This window comes from Pedobacter duraquae (assembly GCF_004362245.1).
Lineage (GTDB): Bacteria > Bacteroidota > Bacteroidia > Sphingobacteriales > Sphingobacteriaceae > Pedobacter > Pedobacter duraquae.
The window spans coordinates 139086-156732 of record NZ_SNWM01000002.1; the positions used below are offsets into that span (position 1 = coordinate 139086).

Here is a 17647-nt window from a genome sequence, read left to right on the forward strand (position 1 = left end):
ATGTTTGCCATATCATGATGAAGCTTTTACATTCCCAGTTCTTTTGAGCGCTCCCCAGCCTTCAAGTTCTCCACGAAGGGCCTTTTTTATCGATCTAAATAACACAACATACATGAGTTGTCGCCAGTAAAACCGCTGTGGGATAATATACAACAGGTTTTTATATTTTTCGCGCTCCATTTTGAACGCCAAGGCGGCAAAGAACAAGTCAACAATAATGAAAATGCAATAATAAAGTAAAACTTGTCCCAAGCCATTATCGGGGCTCAATATACTTGTAAACCCATGCCAACTGAGGGCGTCGGCTGAAGACAAGGAGAACAGCCCCCCTATTAAAGAGATCAACATGAACAAATCGGCCAATGGAGAAAACAAGGGCAATATAATCTGGTAGATTAGGATGTTAGGCATACCAACCATACCGAAATAGCCATATTTTTTATCAAACATGGTATCCTTATTTTTCCAAAAACTTTGCATTACGCCGAAACTCCAGCGCAATCGTTGTTTGAGCAACATATCTACAGTCTCTGGTGCTTCGGTATAAGCCATTGCCGAATCTGAGTTTTTAACAACATATCCTGCACGCAAAATGCGCATTGTTAAATCACAATCTTCCGCAAGCGTATCGGTAGTAAACGCACCAACTTCAGTAATGACAGCTTTTCTAAAAGCTCCGATTGCTCCTGGCACAACAGTAATGGTATTCAGCATATCAAATGCCCTTCGATCCATATTCTGAGCCGTTATATATTCAATTGACTGCCATTTTGTGATGATATTGTTGGCGTTACCGACTTTTACCGTTCCCGCAACAGCTGCAATATCTTCAGCGTAGAAATAACGCATCATTTCGGTAATTGCATTTTCCGCAAGCAAGGTATCGGCGTCAATGCAGATGACAAAATCTGCATTAGCCTTAGTGATACCGAAGTTTAAGGCCGAGGCTTTACCTCCATTCGGCTTGGTGAACACCCTAACTTTTGGATGGTCTCCAAATTTGTCATGCACGATCTGAAAGGTCTTATCTTTAGAACCATCATCAACAAAAATGAATTCTACATTCGGATAGGTCGTTTTCAATAAACTTTCAATAGTCTGTATCGCAGTAATCTCCTCATTATATGCCGGTATAATTACGCTTACCTTATCGGTCGGGTTTGTCAGCAGCAATCCTTTTTCCCCATCTGCTTTTATTTTTTGGCGTACAGCGAGCACTGCGATAAACACGCTTCTCAAAATTGCCAGTATAATAGCGAGTATAAAGATGAAGTTTAAGATCAGGTTACCATAGGCTAAGACATTTAGAAACAAGTAATCTGCAGAACCACTGAATCCGCTGTCAGCATCTGTTTTAATTGCTGGCATCAGTTCACTTTTTTTCTTACCTATCAAATTAGCTATTGTTGTAAACTCATATCCTTGTTTTTTAAAATAGGCTATGATCCTTGGCAGTGCAGCAACGGTTGCAGCACGGTTTCCACCGGCATCATGCAGCAGCAGAATATTTCCGAGATCGCGCTGACGCACCACTCTTGCGAAGATTGAATCTGCCGAAATTCCAGGCTGCCAATCTTCTGGATCGATGGATTCTCCGATGTTAATATAATTTTCAGCACGACTTTGAGCAACCGGTAGGATCTCTGCGGATGTACTGGGTTCAGCATCGGCGTTATATGGGGGCCTGAAAAGAATTGTACTATGCCCGGTAACACATTCTATCAGCTTCCGGGTGGCATTCAATTCGAATTTCACACGTTGTGGGCCAACTTTTGACATATCCGGATGGAAGAATGTATGGTTGCCAATTTCGTAACCCAAATTATACTCCTTTAATAACAAGCCCATATTCTGCTCAGCCATAATACCGACTACAAAGAAGCTACCGGGCACATTGTTCTTCTGCAGGATGTCGATTATCTGTGGGGTATATACAGGATCAGGTCCGTCATCAAATGTTAAAACAATCTTTTTGTCAGCCTGACCATATCTACGAATACTATACTTCGTTGGAAGAACAACATACTGTTGATTTTTGATAACAAAATTGGTACTATCAAGTTCCAGGTTAATTTTTCCAGCCTTAGGAGTAGATACAAGATCGAGAATTTCGCCTTCTCCAGAATAATCTATCCTGTCATTTAGCCCAACGCTGGTCATCCTGGATAAGTTTATTCCAGTTTTTTTCAACGAATCAATGCTAAGGTCTTTGTTGACAAAGGTCCACAAACGACCGTCTTCTGCACCCATTCGCCACACTGCAACACCGGCCACCCCCCAATCGTCGGCCTTTCGGATCAAATTAAAGTTTGTAGCTGCATCTGTAAAGTATACCGTATGATTAATCCCGCCTTCGTCGAGATAAGTGTAATGAAGATTAGCAGAGGCCGGATCAAAGATGATCTTGGCCTTATAACGGTTTGCATTGGCGATAGCCTGTTGATAGGTAACTACCTTACCCACATTTTCATCAGGCCAGTCATAGCCATAGCAGGCCAATGCTAATATTACCTTATCTGATGATATTTTTGAGCAGATAGCATCCAACTGTTTTTCTACCCATAACTGATGGGAGATGTCACCTGGGTTGCTCAACTCACTGTGCTGATCATAAGCCATCAGAAAAATGTAATCGTTATATTTCTCTAAAGTAACTGCATTGTAATCATCATTGTCAGGCGAAATATCCTGGGTAACCAACAAGTTCTGCGCATGCATTTTAGCATAAAGATTCTGTTGAAAAGCGATTAGAGGCGCATCAGACTTCTCTTTCAGTTCTTCAAAATCTATGTTAACACCCTGGTATTTATATTTTTTCAACTTAATGATCAGGTTGGCAATGAAACGGTCCTGCAGATTTTTGTTACTGAGCAACAAATGTACTGCATCGCCATCAAAATGATCATCCTTGAAGTTTGAGACTACTGCGATAGCCGTCTTTTTGAATCTATGGATGGTCCTTAATGCATCGCGATCAGATTTATCCAAAACTGTATCTGCTCCTTTAACCAGAAAAAACGACTCGGTGACAACCATATCAAGTTGGGCAATATTGTCCTTCAGATCGGTAAGTGATTGCGGATCCCAGTTAACATAGAAACCTGCGTTAATTCTTACCTTATTATGGGGATGTTTTAGACGTTGTCTTTTTTGATCTTCCTGAATTTTAAGCAGGCTTTTTTTCTGAATTTTAAATTCGGAGTATTTAGTAGAGCGTTTAATCCTGTCAATCTGCTTTTTGCTTAGCGCAGTATTTGTATTGATAATTGGAAGCGCTGGGTTACCACCTGAAAATAAAGTATATGCAATACAAATTGTTGCGATAACGAAAGCGAGAATGATGCCGCGACTAACCCACTGGAAGGCCACCCACCTGGTTTTAGTATTGCTTTGAAAGATCTGTTTGTCGTGCATAAATTCCACTATAATTTAGGAGAACAAAAATGCACAAAAGAATTCATTTCAGGAGGATCAGCCGATAATTCCGTGCTTTATAACGAAATGTATCAACGAAGCAGTATTTTTGGTATTTGTCTTTTCTAGCAGACTTTGCCTGTTACCCTCTATTGTCCGGCGACTGGTAAATAGTTTCAGTGCTATATCGTTATTTGTCATGCCTTCAGCAATAAGTTGCAATATCTCTAGTTCCCTTTTAGAAAACTCAAGATTTGACTTCTCCTTAACTTCTACATTTGACGTAATTGTAGCATGTCTTGAGATTAGCTTCAAAGCAATCTCGGTACAAATAAATTTATGGCCTGCGTGTACCTGCCGGATGGCAAAGACCATTTCCGACCGGTCAATATTTTTAACAAGGTATCCCATCGCGCCAGCCTCCATAGCCCGGTAAACGTAGTTTTGATGGTCAAGCATCGACAGAACGAGACATTTATAAGACGGATATTCTTTTTGTAGAATTCCTATCAATTCTATACCAGCAAGTTCCGGCATATTGATATCTGTAAGAACAATATCCACATCTAGCCCTTGCTTAATCTGTTCCAAAGCCTCACGGCCGTTCGTTGCTTCAGCAATAACTTTAAATCCAGGCTCAGCCTCTAAAAGAGATTTAATACCATAACGGACGATATTGTGATCTTCGACAAGTAGTAGTTTTATTTGAGATTCCAAAGTCTTTTGAGAATAATAGCGTTACGCAGATTCAAATATCAGCAAATAAGAAGCCACTATCTACGGTATAAGTACGTCTTTTGATTGGTATTTATACGCCATAACGGCTCAGAATTTCCTATTGCAGGTCTAACTGAAAATTCTCTTGTTTTAATCCTTCGAGTATTTTTTTGGTGGATTCAAAGTCTGTATGCTGAAATGCCTTGATACCCAGTTTCTGAGCTGTGGTAACAAACATCACACGATCATCAAAATAAACACATTGTTGTGGCGATGCCTGCGCTATTCCCATAGCCAATTGAAAAATTCCTGGATCCGGTTTACGTAGCTTCACTTCGCATGAAGAGATGAAGGCGTCGAAACACAGGTGCAATTTAAATTTCTCCACCCGATAATCATTAAGTTCTTTACCCTCATTATTTATTGAAATAATCCTGAAGCCACAGTCCTTTTTCCATTCTTTAAGCCAGGCCAACATATCTGGCAATTCTTTGGATTGCGCGTAAATGAACTCCAGAAAATCCTGCCTCGTGAAGTCGCGCGGCTGGTAAAAAATCACGGTATCCAGATATTCGTCTAGTGTGATTTTCCCAATTTCATATACATTAAAAATAAAATTGTGCAATACGTTAATCTCGTCATAGTTCAAGCCAAACTGCTTGGCGGCTATTTTTCTGGATTCATGGCCCCAGCCGTTAGTAAGCAATATACCACCGATGTCGAAAAACAATATTTTAAGATCTGTGCTCTTCATATATTTAAATTCTAATAATTAGATGCCGGTTGTACCCTAAATTTTATGAGGGCCCACGACCAGCATCTAAATATACATTTCTGGTTTAGCTATTTAACAAGGCTTTTGCTTTTTTCACTACATTTTCGACCGTAAATCCGAAAACTTTAAACAAATCCTCTGCAGGAGCAGATTCTCCAAACCCATGCATCGCGATAATGTCTCCTTCATCGGTTACATATTTATGCCATCCCAGCGGGGAGCCTGTTTCTACAGCCAGTCGTTTCCTTATTTTTTCAGGAAGCACCTCCTCTTTATAGCTATGGGTTTGTTTCTCGAAAAGCTCCCATGACGGCATGCTTACTACTCTTGCATAAATGCCCTCGTCTTTCAAGTGTTCTTGTGCCTCAAGCAATAAGCTCACTTCCGACCCCGTACCTATCAGAATGATTTCAGGTTTCTCTGCAGATTCGGATAAGATATAGGCACCTTTTTCCAGACCTGAAGCAGCTCCATAAGTCTCCTGATCCAGGATTGGCAGGGCCTGCCGGGTAAATACTAAGACAACCGGTCCATCGGTATGGTTAATCGCTACGCGCCAGGCATGAGCTGTTTCATTCGCATCCGCAGGTCTTATCACTGTGATATTGGGAATCGACCTCAGACTAATCAACTGTTCTACTGGTTGATGGGTTGTTCCATCTTCTCCTAGTCCGATACTATCGTGGGTATACACAAAGATAGGCCTGATTTTCATGATTGCTGCCAAACGGATTGGAGGGCGCATATATTCCGAGAAGATCAAAAAAGTGGCCCCGAAAGGGATGATCCCTTTTGTTAAGGCCAGTCCATTCAGTATAGCACCCATTGCATGTTCACGAATCCCAAAATGAAAGTTTCTTCCTCCCCTTTGCTCAGGCGTAAAGGAACTGAAGGCCTTCAGATTTGTTTCTGTTGATGGCGCTAAATCGGCTGCACCACCAATCAAACCTGGCAGTCCCTTTGCTATTGCATTAAGTACTTTTCCTGATGCCTGTCTTGTTGCCATTTTAGGATCCGAACCCTTGAATACCGGCAAGGATTTTTCCCAGTCTTTAGGCAGTTTATCCTGTAAGGCATCAGTATATGCTGATGCCAATTCAGGATATTGTTTTTTATAATCAGCAAATAGCTGATCCCAGGCATCCGCACGCTCCGATCCCTTTTTGCCAACCTCCCTGTAAAAGTCAGCAACTTCCTCAGGCACAACGAATGACTTATCTGGATCAAAACCAAAAAATTCTTTTACCAGCTTAACTTCATCGGCTCCCAAAGGCGACCCATGTGAACCTGCAGTATTTACTTTATTTGGGCTACCATACGCAATTTGGGTACGGACTTTAATCAGGGATGGACGCTGGGTCTCTCCCCGGGCATTGCGCAACGCAATATCAATTGCATTGATATCATTTCCATCTTCGACAGTCTGAACATGCCAGTTGTACGCTTCAAAACGTTTAGCAACATCCTCATTAAATGCAATATCTGTGTCACCCTCAATGGAAATATGGTTATCATCGTAGAGGTAGATGAGGTTGCCGAGCTCGAGGTGCCCCGCCAGGGAAGCAGCCTCAGAAGTCACTCCTTCCATCATATCTCCATCACTGCAAATCACATAAATTTTATAATTAAACAATTCAAAGTCTGGTTTATTAAACCGCTCTGCAAGATGTTTCTGACCTATGGCGAAACCCACTGCATTGGCAAATCCCTGCCCCAATGGGCCAGTGGTCACATCAACACCATCAATCAACCCATATTCAGGATGTCCGGCGGTTTTACTGTTTAGCTGTCTAAATTGTTTAAGATCATCAAGAGAAACATCATAACCTGTCAAATGCAACAAGCTATATTGGAGCATGCAACCGTGTCCCGCCGATAATACAAATCTATCTCTATTGGGCCAGTGTGGTTGTTTAGGATCGAAGTGCAAATATTTTGACCAAAGAACATGAGCCATCGGCGCAGCGCCCATAGGCATTCCCGGGTGACCGGAGTTTGCTTTCTGCACGGCGTCTACCGATAACAGGCGAACAGTATTTATAGCAAGTTCTTCAAGATGTTGATTTTTTGATTCCATAGCTCTTTAAAATTCTTTTGTAATTACCGCTCCTCTGAATGAGGATACTATGCGAAAAACAAAACTTAAGAGAAACAGTTTCTCAGAAAAGAGTCATTTATAATAGTGGAGAAAGCAGCCGGGCCAATTTTTCAGGAAACTCCTTATAAAATGGTCGCCTTTTCCATTCTTCCAAATCTAACACTACGGCGTTTTTTAGATCAGCGTTAAATATATCTGTCAGCTTTGCTGCAGTTGCCCGGTCATAAATCATACTGTTGACTTCAAAATTCAGTTCGAAGCTCCGGTGATCCATATTCGCCGTACCGATAATCGATAGCATCCCATCAGAAACCACTGTCTTAGCATGGACAAACCCCTTTTGGTATGTATAAATCTGAACTCCAGATCGCATCAGATCCCCATAGTATGACCTTGCGGCAAGGTTTACCATTTTTGAATCTGATTTACCCGGCACCAGCAGTTTTACAGAAACCCCGCTCAACGCGGCTACAGTTAACGCATGCAGTACACTTTCGCCGGGGATAAAGTATGGGGTTGTAATAAGGATTTCTCGTTCGGCCATGCCAATTGCATCTATAATGGAGAACAAAATTGTAGGGTCGTCTGAATCCGGCCCACTCGCAGCAATCTGCACCAAAGCGCCCATTTTCTCAGATGGTTCAGAGCAAAAGAAATCAGTATGTGCCGGAAGCTCATGGTCGGAACAGAAATTCCAGTCACATATAAATAAATACTGTAAATAATAAACTCCCGGGCCTGTGATTTTCACGTGTGTATCCCGCCAGAATACTTCTGACTGCCCTGGCTGGTTAATATATCTGTCACTTACATTAATCCCGCCTGTAAAACCAATATAGCCGTCAATTACAATGATCTTCCTGTGGTTTCTATAATTTAGCCTGTTAGCCAGGGCCATGAAGAAAATTTTATAGAAAGGATACGCTTCAACTCCCGCTTCAAGTAGTTCGGGAATAATGTTCCTACGAATGGATCTACTACCGAAGTCGTCATAGATAAAACGTACAGACACACCTTCCTTCGCCTTTCTGATCAAAATATCCTTAATCTTATTACCGATAACTTCGTCCTCGAAGATATAATACTCAATATGAATATGCTTTTTTGCTTGTTCCAGTGCTTTGATGACAGCTGGGAATTTTTCTTCGCCATTAATGAGGACTTCGACTTTATTGGTATTGCTGACACTGCTCCAGTTGCTATTCAGCAAAAGATTGGAGAGTTTTTTGTATTTACCAAACTCAGGTTTAGCGAGCAACCAAGTACGCTCTGACTCTGCAAAGATTTGTTTCTGCACCTCCAGCATGAGTTTCTCATCCTGAAAGATCTTTTTACTATATAATTTTCGCTTTCTATAATTAGTACCGATTACGAAGTAAAGAATCATGCCGCCGATGGGAAAGAAAACGGTTAGCAGCAAGTAAGCCAGCGTTTTACTGGTAGAGTTGGTATCATAAACAATACGCAGGCAAACTGCCGTAACCAGCAGTGCATAACAAACCTCAGCAATCAGCAGCCAATTCATCTATTTTGCGCCCTTTACACGCATAGGAATTTTATAGAGGGCTGTGGAAGCCGTGATAAATAGTTCATTTTTATCTTTACCACCAAAACACAAATTAGCTGTCCAGGGTTCCGGCACATCAATATGTCCAATTTGTTGTCCCGCAGGATTGAAGATGGTAACCCCTTTACCCGAAAGATACAGGTTTCCCATTTCGTCAAGCGTAATCCCATCCGCACCCTGATTTATAAAAATACGCATGTCTGACAACTTACCGTCTTTCTGTATTGAAAATTTATAGATCCTGGATGCTCCGATATCTGCTATGTATAAGGTTTTGCCATCTGGTGTGCCAACAATTCCATTAGGCTTTTTCAAGCTATCAGTAACAAGCACCAAATTCTTTTTACCTTTTGGAAGGTAATACACTTTTTGTCCGTCCAGCTCAGATGCTTTCCGCGTCCAGTAATCCCGCTGATAATATGGATCGGTAATATAGATTCCTCCTTTAGGATCAATCCACAAATCATTAGGTCCGTTGAGATGTTTACCGCCCAGATCGCTAACCAATACTGTAACCTTTCCTTTTGGATCAATCGACCAAAGTTGTTGATTTTCATCGGCGCAGGTAACCAAATTACCTTTTCGATCGAAATAGGTACCATTAGAACGGCCGGCACGCTCCATAAAAACTGAAAGGTTACCGCTGGTATCGTACTTCCATATTTTATTATTCGGCTGATCGGTAAAAAAAACGTTTCCGTTTTTATCAGATGCAGGTCCCTCGGTAAAACTAAACTGCTTACTTATTAATTGGAGCGCAGCTTGTTCAAAAAGTGCTTGATTCTGTTGCGCCATAACTGAACTGGTGCCTGCTATCATCACGATAGTAAAGATCATCTTGTGGCTAATTGTTTTCAAAAATTCCATGGTACTATTTGGTTTATCAACTGTTCACTGTTAACAGGGCTAATATCAGTGTAAATTTGCAATATTTCATCAGCTTTTAGCTGATGCGCGACCAAAGCTTTATATTAGGCAGATGAATAGCTTCTTTAAAAACTATAAAGGCATCCTATTTCTGATCACAGGAATAGCATTGGGTAGCGTTGCAGGTTTGATTTTTGGCAAAAGCGTGGAACTTTTAAAACCTATTGGCGACATATTCTTAAATTTGTTATTTACGGCAGTTATCCCCCTGGTATTTTTTGCCATCTCCTCTTCAATAGCCGGGTTGACTGCCTCAAACAAACTAAACCGAATGATGGGCATTATGGCCATGGTTTTTCTTGGCACAGTAGTTATCGCCGCCTTGCTGACCATCCTTGCTGTCAGATTATTTCCACTACACGAACACATCCAGCGAATTCCGCTTACAGAAGTTATCGAAAAGAAGCCGTTTGCTGAACAAATTACGCAATTGGTTACGACCTCCGAATTCTATGAATTACTTTCCAGGAAAAGCATGCTTTCCATGATCATCTTTTCTGTATTGATTGGATTTGCTACGCTACGCGCTGGAGCGCGCGCGACAGCCTTTGCCCAATTTTTACATGGGGGGAATGAAGTCTTTAAAAATTTGTTTGCCATCATTATGAAGATTGCCCCATTGGGCTTAGGTGCATATTTCGCCTATCAGGTTGGTGTTTTCGGACCGCAATTATTTGGCACTTATGCACGTTCTTTGGGGCTTTACTATGGAGTTGGTGCGTTCTATTTCGTTGTTCTTTTTAGTTGTTATGCTTTTCTTGCTGGTGGATTCCGTGGAATTAAAACCTATTGGAAAAACAACATTATTCCTTCTGCCACAGCGGTTGGCACATGCAGCAGCATTGCTACAATCCCTGCAAATCTTGAGGCAGCGGAGAAAATGCAAATTCCGGATTATATTGCCAATGTAACCGTACCTTTGGGCGCAACGCTTCATAAAGACGGATCAAGTATCTCTTCTATCGTTAAAATGGCCGTTGTATTTGCAATGTTTGGCCAAAGTTTTAACAGTGCAGATGTTATTTTTCTAGCTGTGGGCATGACAGTTCTTGTTAGCATCGTAGAAGGTGGCATCCCGAACGGAGGATACGTAGGTGAGTTGTTATTTATATCGGCATATGGCTTTCCACCTGAGGCCCTCCCGCCTGCAATGATTATCGGCACATTGGTTGATCCAATGGCAACCTTGCTCAATGCAACCGGTGACACCGTAGCAGGCATGCTTGTTACGCGTTTTACAGAGGGAAAAAATTGGTTAAAAGAACTACCCCTTAAAATTCAATCTTAAATTTCATACCACCATTAGTCAGTTTTAAATCCTGTTGAGATAATTTCCCGACAGGAACTTTAATAAACGGCTCAATGGAAATGTGGTATTTATTGAATACTTCCTGCTTACGCCCGACAGAAAAATTGAAAAACCCAAGAGATCCCATCCCTTTTAAAGTTTGCGTTTGTGCAGACTCTTGTGTTTTCTGAGTTTCAAAACCTATAGATGTTTGGGAGGACCCTGAAGGGCTGCTGCTGTAATAACTGGATCGTTGCTCTGACACAAATGTATTGGTGGCTCTTTCTTCCACCACATTAATGTAAGATACCCCTACCGAGGTATAAACTTTCTTATTGAGATTATATACCAGATTAATCGGAATATCAATGGCTCTGTAAGTCGAACTTACAGATTGAAGCTGTTTGCTGTCTAATGCAGAAATTCCGGGTTGATGCGCCACCGACGAACCCAGGCCAGTGTAAGCTACTCCGGTTCCCAACGAAAAGTGATCCGAAAGTTTGTAGGCTGTAAGTAGCCCCGCTCCAACATTTAATGCGGAGCTGGTTACTGTTGGCAAAACCTCGACACCAAAATCCCATTTTGACTCTAATGATTTTTTTGGTGTTTTTGGAGTCGTTTTAGCCACCTGTGTTTGTTTTTCTTTCATTAACAGATCCATAAAGGAATCTGTTTTAGGCTCTGGCATTTTAACCGCTGTATCTCTGGTTAATTTTTTCAATGCTGGTAGTTTCGCAGTTTGGCTTGCGGCCTTTTCCCGAACCATAGTGTACATACCAGAGTTCATCTTTAAAAGTGCGGTTTCCGTTGTAGCGGTCCTAATCGGGTTTTCTGCCTTTATCGTCAACACCATTGCGCTGGCCAATACGGCAGGCATTTTTGTCAACTCTGGTTTGGCAGCCAAAATCGATGCATCGTTTAAGTTAGGTTTAACGATGCTGGTATCTAAAGTTTGCGGTAGAGGTGCTTCTATGATTAAGTCGTCAGTTTTACCTGATAAATGACTACCAGCACCTGCCTGAGCATTTATGCCCTTTGATAGACCCGCCCCGTCTGATGACTTTTTTTGTTCGTTATCGTTTGATTTGTTTATTTCAGTTCTGTTATGTACTATTTGATCTTTATGATTGGTTACCGTCCCCTGTTTCATATTAAACCAAAAGGAAAAGACAACCAGCAACGTTGCCGCAACGCTGATCCATGGCCACAGAAGCATGCGTTTTTTCTTTGGGCGATCAATGAAAGCTTCCCAAGCACCTTCCTCATAAGGCACTTCATATACTGAAAGCACCTCTTTGATTTCGGTAATTAACTCTTTGTGATGATTATCTTTCATGATCAACTCTCCATCTTAATTTTATACAATTCCCTGAGTTTCATCTTCGCTCTTGTTAAATAGGTCCTGCTGGAGCTTGCAGGAATTTTTAACATACCTGAGACCTCCTCATGTGAAAATCCTTCAATTTCATACAGGTTAAAAACCGTACGATGCAGGTCGGGGATTTCCTGAAGTAAACTGAGGATATCGGCAGCGTACAGCTTACTTTCTACAGCCACGTAGTCTTCCGGTATCTCCTGATAGTCATCAGTATAACTCAGGTAACTGCGCTTACTTCTCAAACTGTCCAACGCAGTACGTACTGCAATCTTAGTTAGCCAGGATTTGAACATCTTATGCGCAACTTCCTGATCATCATCAAATTTAAAATCGAATACAATCTTGAAAGCCTTGATAAAACTGTCGTTTACAACTTCCATCGCGACATCCCTGTCATTAAGATAGCGTAAACACACCGCCATCAGATATCCCCAATATAATTTATAAATCTGCTCCTGTACAACCAGGTCATGGGCCTTAATTCCCACAATAATTTTCTGGAACCTGATGTCTTTTCCGCTCAACGTATTCAGCCTGTCTTGATGAGTTTACTACCTAATTTAGGTCTAAACGCAGCTCGTTTAGATAACGCTACAAAGGTCATCAATATTTATTTTGCTTAGCGCTTTTTTAAAAATATTGTAGCGTTAACCGTAGCGGGTTCGTTTTCTTCATTAAATATTCCTATAAATTAAAAACACAAAAAATGAAAATCACTTCAAATTCAAAATTAAGAAACCTACTACTTGCTTCTTCCCTGGCCTTGGTTGCTATATTACCTGCCTGTAAGCTGGACGAAGTTCCTAATCCAGATGTTTCCGCTTTAACTATAATCAATGCATCACCAAATTCAACGGCAATAGATTTTTATCTCGACAACGAACGTGTCAATGCAGCTGACGGCTCATTTTTATTCCCACTGCGTATACCTTACCAACGTATTTTAGCAGGCAACCACCAGGCTACTGTAAGGGCGGCTGGAAGTGCAACATCATTACTCCAAAGCAATCTTACTTTTCCAACAAATCAATATGGTTCTTTATTCATCATTGGAAAAGCCGACGCCTTAGCGTATTTACAGATTAAAGATGAGTTGACCTATCCAACTGCGGGAAAAACCAAAGTAAGGTTTATCAACCTTATTCCCGATGCAACAACATTGACGATGGAAATTGTTGGGGATGCAACAACCTTTAGCAATAAGGCCTATAAAGAGTTCAGCAATTTTGAAAACGTAACATCAGGTGTGAAAACGATACTACTTAAAGATGCTGCAACAAACACAACAGTTGCAACTTTGACAGATTACGACCTAAAAGCAGATAAGGTATATACTATCTGGGCGAAAGGATTGATTACAACTGCCGTTACTACGCAAAAAGCAGGACTTCAGGTTATCAACCACGATTTATAAAAACAATCAAGAATTATTATTACAGAGGTCTGCCCTGATTAGGCAGACTTTTTTTGTGGATATAGTTTTTAGTTGAAATTTCACAGATAATACGATGCATTACCAAAAATTTAAGCAAAAAAAAGGTCTGATTAACTAATCAGACCCATTTTTAAATTTTAATTAAGCTTACAATTTCACTACATTTTTAGCTTCTGGTCCTTTTTTTCCTTCAGCTAAGTCAAATTCTACCTGGTCACCTTCAGCAAGTCCTTTCGATCCTCCGGCTATAGAAGTAGAGTGTACAAATATATCTTTGCCTGAATTCGCGTCAATAATGAATCCAAACCCTTTGCTTTCATTAAAAAATTTAATAGTTCCTTGATTTTTCATAGTCCTGTTGTGGTTGTTATATTTTTAGTTAAAGCTACATAGCCAAAATAAAGATTCAAAATTTATTTTATAATAATTATAAATTACAACTGAATTTTTAGCGTTTTTGCTTAGATCCGTCATTACTTTGTCAGCATTACACATAAATCTGTATAAGCAATAATCCTTTCGTGACCCAAAAAGTCTTAAGATCAAATAATTTCACACATTATGAACACTTTAAAGTATAAATCATTCATCGTAACTGCGGCAGTTCTGCTTGGCCTTGGGCTCAGCACACAAAACGTATTTGCTCAACGCGGCGGACGCGGTGGTTCATCAGGCAGATCTGGTGGTGGATCAATTTCATCAAGAGGCGGCCGTCCAGGTGGTTTTGGCGGGGCACAGGTTCGGCCAAATTCGGGAGGCAGACCATCGTTCGGGGGTAGGCCATCATATGGATCAAGACCTTCTTTTGGAGGTAGACCTGGCTCTATTTATCGTCCTGGATTTGGCGGTCGCCCCAGAATAGCGTACGGGTTTGGGTATCGCCGGCCATTTTATAGTTTTTATCGTCCATATTTGGGGATCAGACTAAGCGTACTACCATTCGGATATTATCCATTTTACTTTGGGCAGGATCAATTCTATTACTCAAGCGGGTTGTTCTACAGACAAGACAACAATGCCTACACTGTAGTAGTTCCTCCTGTTGGTGCTGAAGTGCCTACGCTGCCTAATGATGCCAAACAAATTCAAATCAACGGCCAGGTATATTACGAATATAAAGGAGTCTACTATACTGAAAAAGTAGGCCAGGATGGGAAAACCACTTACGTTGTTGCAGGTAAAGATGGCATATTGGATACAGACAACAACGATGCACAGCAGCCGCAGATTGGTGACATCGTTAATTCCTTACCCGAAGGTTATCACGAAGTGGTTCTGAAGGGACAAAAATACTATGTTACACCAGACGACATCTATTATGAAGAAGTTGTTGAAGGGAATAATGTAAGCTATAGGGTAATCGGCAAATTATTCTAAATAATGTGCAGCTGGTACTTTAAAGTACCAGCTGTTCTGTTAAACGCTGCAACATATCCTCAGGTTCATTACAAAAACCCGGATGTACTTTAGAACTCTGGAACACCGTACTTCTGGTAGCGGTAAGCCACCTAAATCTGGAAGGCATATCCAATTCTCCAATTGGCCCTCCCCCTTTTCCGTTACAGATACGTTCGAACGCAGCAGCATGACATCTGATTTCGTCAATATCCATTGACGGGCATAAGGCGAGTAACCGCGTTTCGTCAATCACAAAGACGCTCTGCATAAAACGCTTCTTTGCACAGTAAAGGATTACCCCGATATTCATAAATTCCTCACGTTCTACTCTAGGTACCACGCGCAATACTGCATATTCAAAAAGATAGTTATTTTGCATCTTTCGCCTGGTTTACAAATATTTGTGACTGTAATAATCGTGCTGCTAAGAACCCTGAATAAACCGACCTGTTGGCCTCTGCAGAAGCAAATGAGCCATCGAGGTTTAGCCATTCATCGGGTATCAAGGCAACAACCTCTCTAATTTTATCGGAATTTAACAGCTGTCGGAATTCTGCATCCGCCGCATCAAGCTCAGTGGCATAGGGTAACAATACATGGTCTTTAATAAGTGTGAATGGCTTAATTGCTTGTTCTTCCCAATTTTGAATATTATGGTGGAAATAAAGCGATGCACCATGATCTATAAGCCATAACTCTTTATGCCAAATTAACATATTGGTATTGCGTGGTGTGCGATCCATATTTGTTAGAAAGCAATCCAGCCACACTATTTTCGATGCCAGTAGCGGATCTACCGGACTCACCAAAGGGTCAAATGTTATCGCACCAGACAGATAGTGCAATGCCAGATTTAAGCCTACACTGGCTTTCAATAAATCCTGAATCTCTTCGTCGGGTTCTGTACGGCCAAATGCCTCATCAAGCGTAGCAAAAACCAGTTCCGGGATTTTAAAGCCTAGTATCCGGGCAATTTCTCCACCAATAAGTTCAGCGATCAACGCTTTGATACCTTGTCCGGCTCCGCGGAATTTCAAAACGTACAAGAATCCATCGTTGGCTTCAGCGATGGCGGGCATAGAGCCACCTTCACGCAGGGGGGTGACGTACCTTGTTACCTGAACGGTTCTCAGTTGAAGCTCTGGTTTATTCATAAACTGGTTTTTCCTCTCAGGTGCAATATTAAGGTATAATCCAATATTTTTAAACCAAATACCAGATATTTAATCTTATATTTAAGAAAACAAGGGATGGTCTTAAGTTGTCGCAATGTCAAACTTTTGAAAAATCCACATTATCCGTTACAATTTTAGCTTTCGATACTGAAATTGAGAATAAGATTCAATATTTTTGCGATTAAAATAAGATTAAAAAATTATAAAGTAAAAGTCTTTGATGATCGGATCATAAGACGTTATAGACAAATAATAATAATGCAAAACCAAGGAAAAATTAAAGTTGCGATTGTAGGCGTAGGTAATTGCGCCAGTTCCCTCGTTCAGGGCGTAGAGTATTACACTAAGTTCACAGACAAAAAATCTGGTTTAATGGCCGACGACATTGGCGGCTATACTGCAGCAGATATTGAGTTTGTATGTGGATTTGACATTGACGAAAGGAAAATTGGCCTTCCGTTGAAAGATGCGATCTTTGCAAAACCGAACTGCACTATCGTCCTTAACGCAGACATCGCTTCTGAAGCCATGATTTACAGATCTCCTGTTATTGATGGTGTTTCTCCATTAATGGCAGCATATCCTGAAGATCAACGTTTTGTAATCAAAGACGAACTTAAAACCACTGATACACTGCTAAACGCTGTTGATTACGACAAAGACCTTGTATATTCAATCCGCAAAGACATCATCGCGCAGCTCGTTGCAAGTAAAGCAGAGGTTTTGATCAATTACCTTCCGGTAGGATCACAATTGGCTACTGAGTTTTATGCTGAAATTTGTATTGAGCTTGGAATCTCCTTAGTGAACTGTATCCCTGTATTTATCGCTTCAGATCCTGTTTGGGAGCAAAAATTCATCAATGCAGGTATTCCAATCATTGGTGACGATATGCGTAGTCAATTTGGCGCTAGTATTGTTTCTCAAATGTTACAAGAACTTGCTTTCGAAAGAGGACATCATGTTAAAGCACATATTCAAAGAAATGTTGGTGGAAACACTGACTTTCTGAACATGGAAGACAAAAATCGTTTGAAGTCTAAAAAGATTTCTAAAGAGAATGTGATTCGTGCACAAAACGATATCAGAGGTATTTCTACACACGACAGCTTCCTGCATGCGGGTCCGTCTGAATACATCGCATTTTACGGCGATAATAAGGTAGCTAACTTCCGCTTGGAACTTGAAGGCTTTATGGGGGCTCCGGTAATTTTTGATGCACAACTTTCCGTTCAAGATTCACCAAACTCTGCTGGTGTAGTTATTGACGCTATCAGATATGTATATGTTGCCAGAGAACTTGGTCTTGTTGGCGCTTTAAGAGGTCCATCTGCATCTACGCAAAAAACACCTCCTCAGCAAATGATGTTCAGCGATGCTATCTATGAATGTCATGCACTTGCTAAAAGAGAATTGACTGAGTCTACAAGAAAACAACTTAGAAAAACAGAACTGGTTTAATCTATACTGTTAAC

Annotated in this window: 15 protein-coding genes; 4 read left to right on the forward strand and 11 right to left on the reverse strand. The window is 40.9% G+C overall.

Going from position 1 to position 17647, the window contains the following annotated elements; genetic code table 11:
* Positions 1-12 precede the first annotated feature (12 nt).
* The 6 genes from CLV32_RS06670 to CLV32_RS06695 form a co-directional block, all read right to left on the reverse strand.
* A complete protein-coding gene (locus CLV32_RS06670; RefSeq protein ID WP_133553759.1) occupies positions 13-3414 on the reverse strand; it encodes a glycosyltransferase in 3402 nt (1133 codons plus the stop codon).
* Positions 3415-3471: 57 nt separating this feature from the next.
* The gene (locus tag CLV32_RS06675; RefSeq protein ID WP_133553760.1) at positions 3472-4131 is read right to left on the reverse strand and encodes a response regulator transcription factor; all 660 of its coding nucleotides are present in this window, start codon (positions 4129-4131) and stop codon (positions 3472-3474) included.
* Positions 4132-4249: 118 nt separating this feature from the next.
* Complete coding sequence (locus CLV32_RS06680; RefSeq protein WP_133553761.1) at positions 4250-4885, reverse strand: HAD family hydrolase; 636 nt, start codon at positions 4883-4885, stop codon at positions 4250-4252.
* 85 nt (positions 4886-4970) lie between these two features.
* Positions 4971-6983: a transketolase gene (gene tkt / locus CLV32_RS06685; RefSeq protein ID WP_133553762.1), complete on the reverse strand. Its 2013-nt coding sequence runs from the start codon at positions 6981-6983 to the stop codon at positions 4971-4973.
* A gap of 97 nt (positions 6984-7080) precedes the next feature.
* Complete coding sequence (gene cls, locus CLV32_RS06690; RefSeq protein WP_133553763.1) at positions 7081-8529, reverse strand: cardiolipin synthase; 1449 nt, start codon at positions 8527-8529, stop codon at positions 7081-7083.
* Entirely contained in the window at positions 8530-9438 is a 909-nt protein-coding gene (locus tag CLV32_RS06695) for an SMP-30/gluconolactonase/LRE family protein (RefSeq protein ID WP_133553764.1), read from the reverse strand.
* Between the two features lie 112 nt (positions 9439-9550).
* Here CLV32_RS06695 and CLV32_RS06700 point away from each other — a divergent pair, with 112 nt between their 5' ends.
* Positions 9551-10786 carry a dicarboxylate/amino acid:cation symporter gene (locus tag CLV32_RS06700; RefSeq protein WP_133553766.1) on the forward strand — a complete coding sequence of 412 codons (1236 nt, stop codon included), beginning with the start codon at positions 9551-9553 and terminating at the stop codon, positions 10784-10786.
* Here the strand turns inward: CLV32_RS06700 and CLV32_RS06705 are convergent.
* Positions 10770-12122: a hypothetical protein gene (locus CLV32_RS06705; RefSeq protein ID WP_133553768.1), complete on the reverse strand. Its 1353-nt coding sequence runs from the start codon at positions 12120-12122 to the stop codon at positions 10770-10772. The two genes, CLV32_RS06700 and CLV32_RS06705, sit on opposite strands and share 17 nt — an antisense overlap.
* Positions 12123-12124: 2 nt before the next feature.
* Positions 12125-12688, reverse strand: a complete 564-nt coding sequence (locus tag CLV32_RS06710) for an RNA polymerase sigma factor (protein WP_243732247.1) — start codon at positions 12686-12688, stop codon at positions 12125-12127.
* Between the two features lie 182 nt (positions 12689-12870).
* On the opposite strand from CLV32_RS06710, the gene CLV32_RS06715 reads away from it, so the two are divergent.
* Positions 12871-13578 carry a DUF4397 domain-containing protein gene (locus CLV32_RS06715; RefSeq protein WP_133553770.1) on the forward strand — a complete coding sequence of 236 codons (708 nt, stop codon included), beginning with the start codon at positions 12871-12873 and terminating at the stop codon, positions 13576-13578.
* 168 nt (positions 13579-13746) lie between these two features.
* On the opposite strand, the gene CLV32_RS06720 is transcribed toward CLV32_RS06715, so the two are convergent.
* Positions 13747-13950: a cold-shock protein gene (locus tag CLV32_RS06720; RefSeq protein ID WP_133553772.1), complete on the reverse strand. Its 204-nt coding sequence runs from the start codon at positions 13948-13950 to the stop codon at positions 13747-13749.
* 210 nt (positions 13951-14160) lie between these two features.
* Here CLV32_RS06720 and CLV32_RS06725 point away from each other — a divergent pair, with 210 nt between their 5' ends.
* Positions 14161-14976, forward strand: a complete 816-nt coding sequence (locus CLV32_RS06725; protein ID WP_243732248.1) for a DUF6515 family protein — start codon at positions 14161-14163, stop codon at positions 14974-14976.
* Positions 14977-14995: 19 nt separating this feature from the next.
* Here the strand turns inward: CLV32_RS06725 and CLV32_RS06730 are convergent, their stop codons facing one another.
* Together CLV32_RS06730 and CLV32_RS06735 are read right to left on the reverse strand one after the other, a co-directional pair.
* Positions 14996-15376 carry a DUF3037 domain-containing protein gene (locus tag CLV32_RS06730; protein ID WP_133553774.1) on the reverse strand — a complete coding sequence of 127 codons (381 nt, stop codon included), beginning with the start codon at positions 15374-15376 and terminating at the stop codon, positions 14996-14998.
* Positions 15366-16151 carry a HipA family kinase gene (locus CLV32_RS06735; protein ID WP_133553776.1) on the reverse strand — a complete coding sequence of 262 codons (786 nt, stop codon included), beginning with the start codon at positions 16149-16151 and terminating at the stop codon, positions 15366-15368. Before CLV32_RS06735 ends, CLV32_RS06730 begins: the two co-directional genes overlap by 11 nt.
* Positions 16152-16430: 279 nt before the next feature.
* On the opposite strand from CLV32_RS06735, the gene CLV32_RS06740 reads away from it, so the two are divergent.
* Complete coding sequence (locus tag CLV32_RS06740) at positions 16431-17633, forward strand: inositol-3-phosphate synthase (protein WP_133553778.1); 1203 nt, start codon at positions 16431-16433, stop codon at positions 17631-17633.
* Positions 17634-17647: the final 14 nt, after the last annotated feature.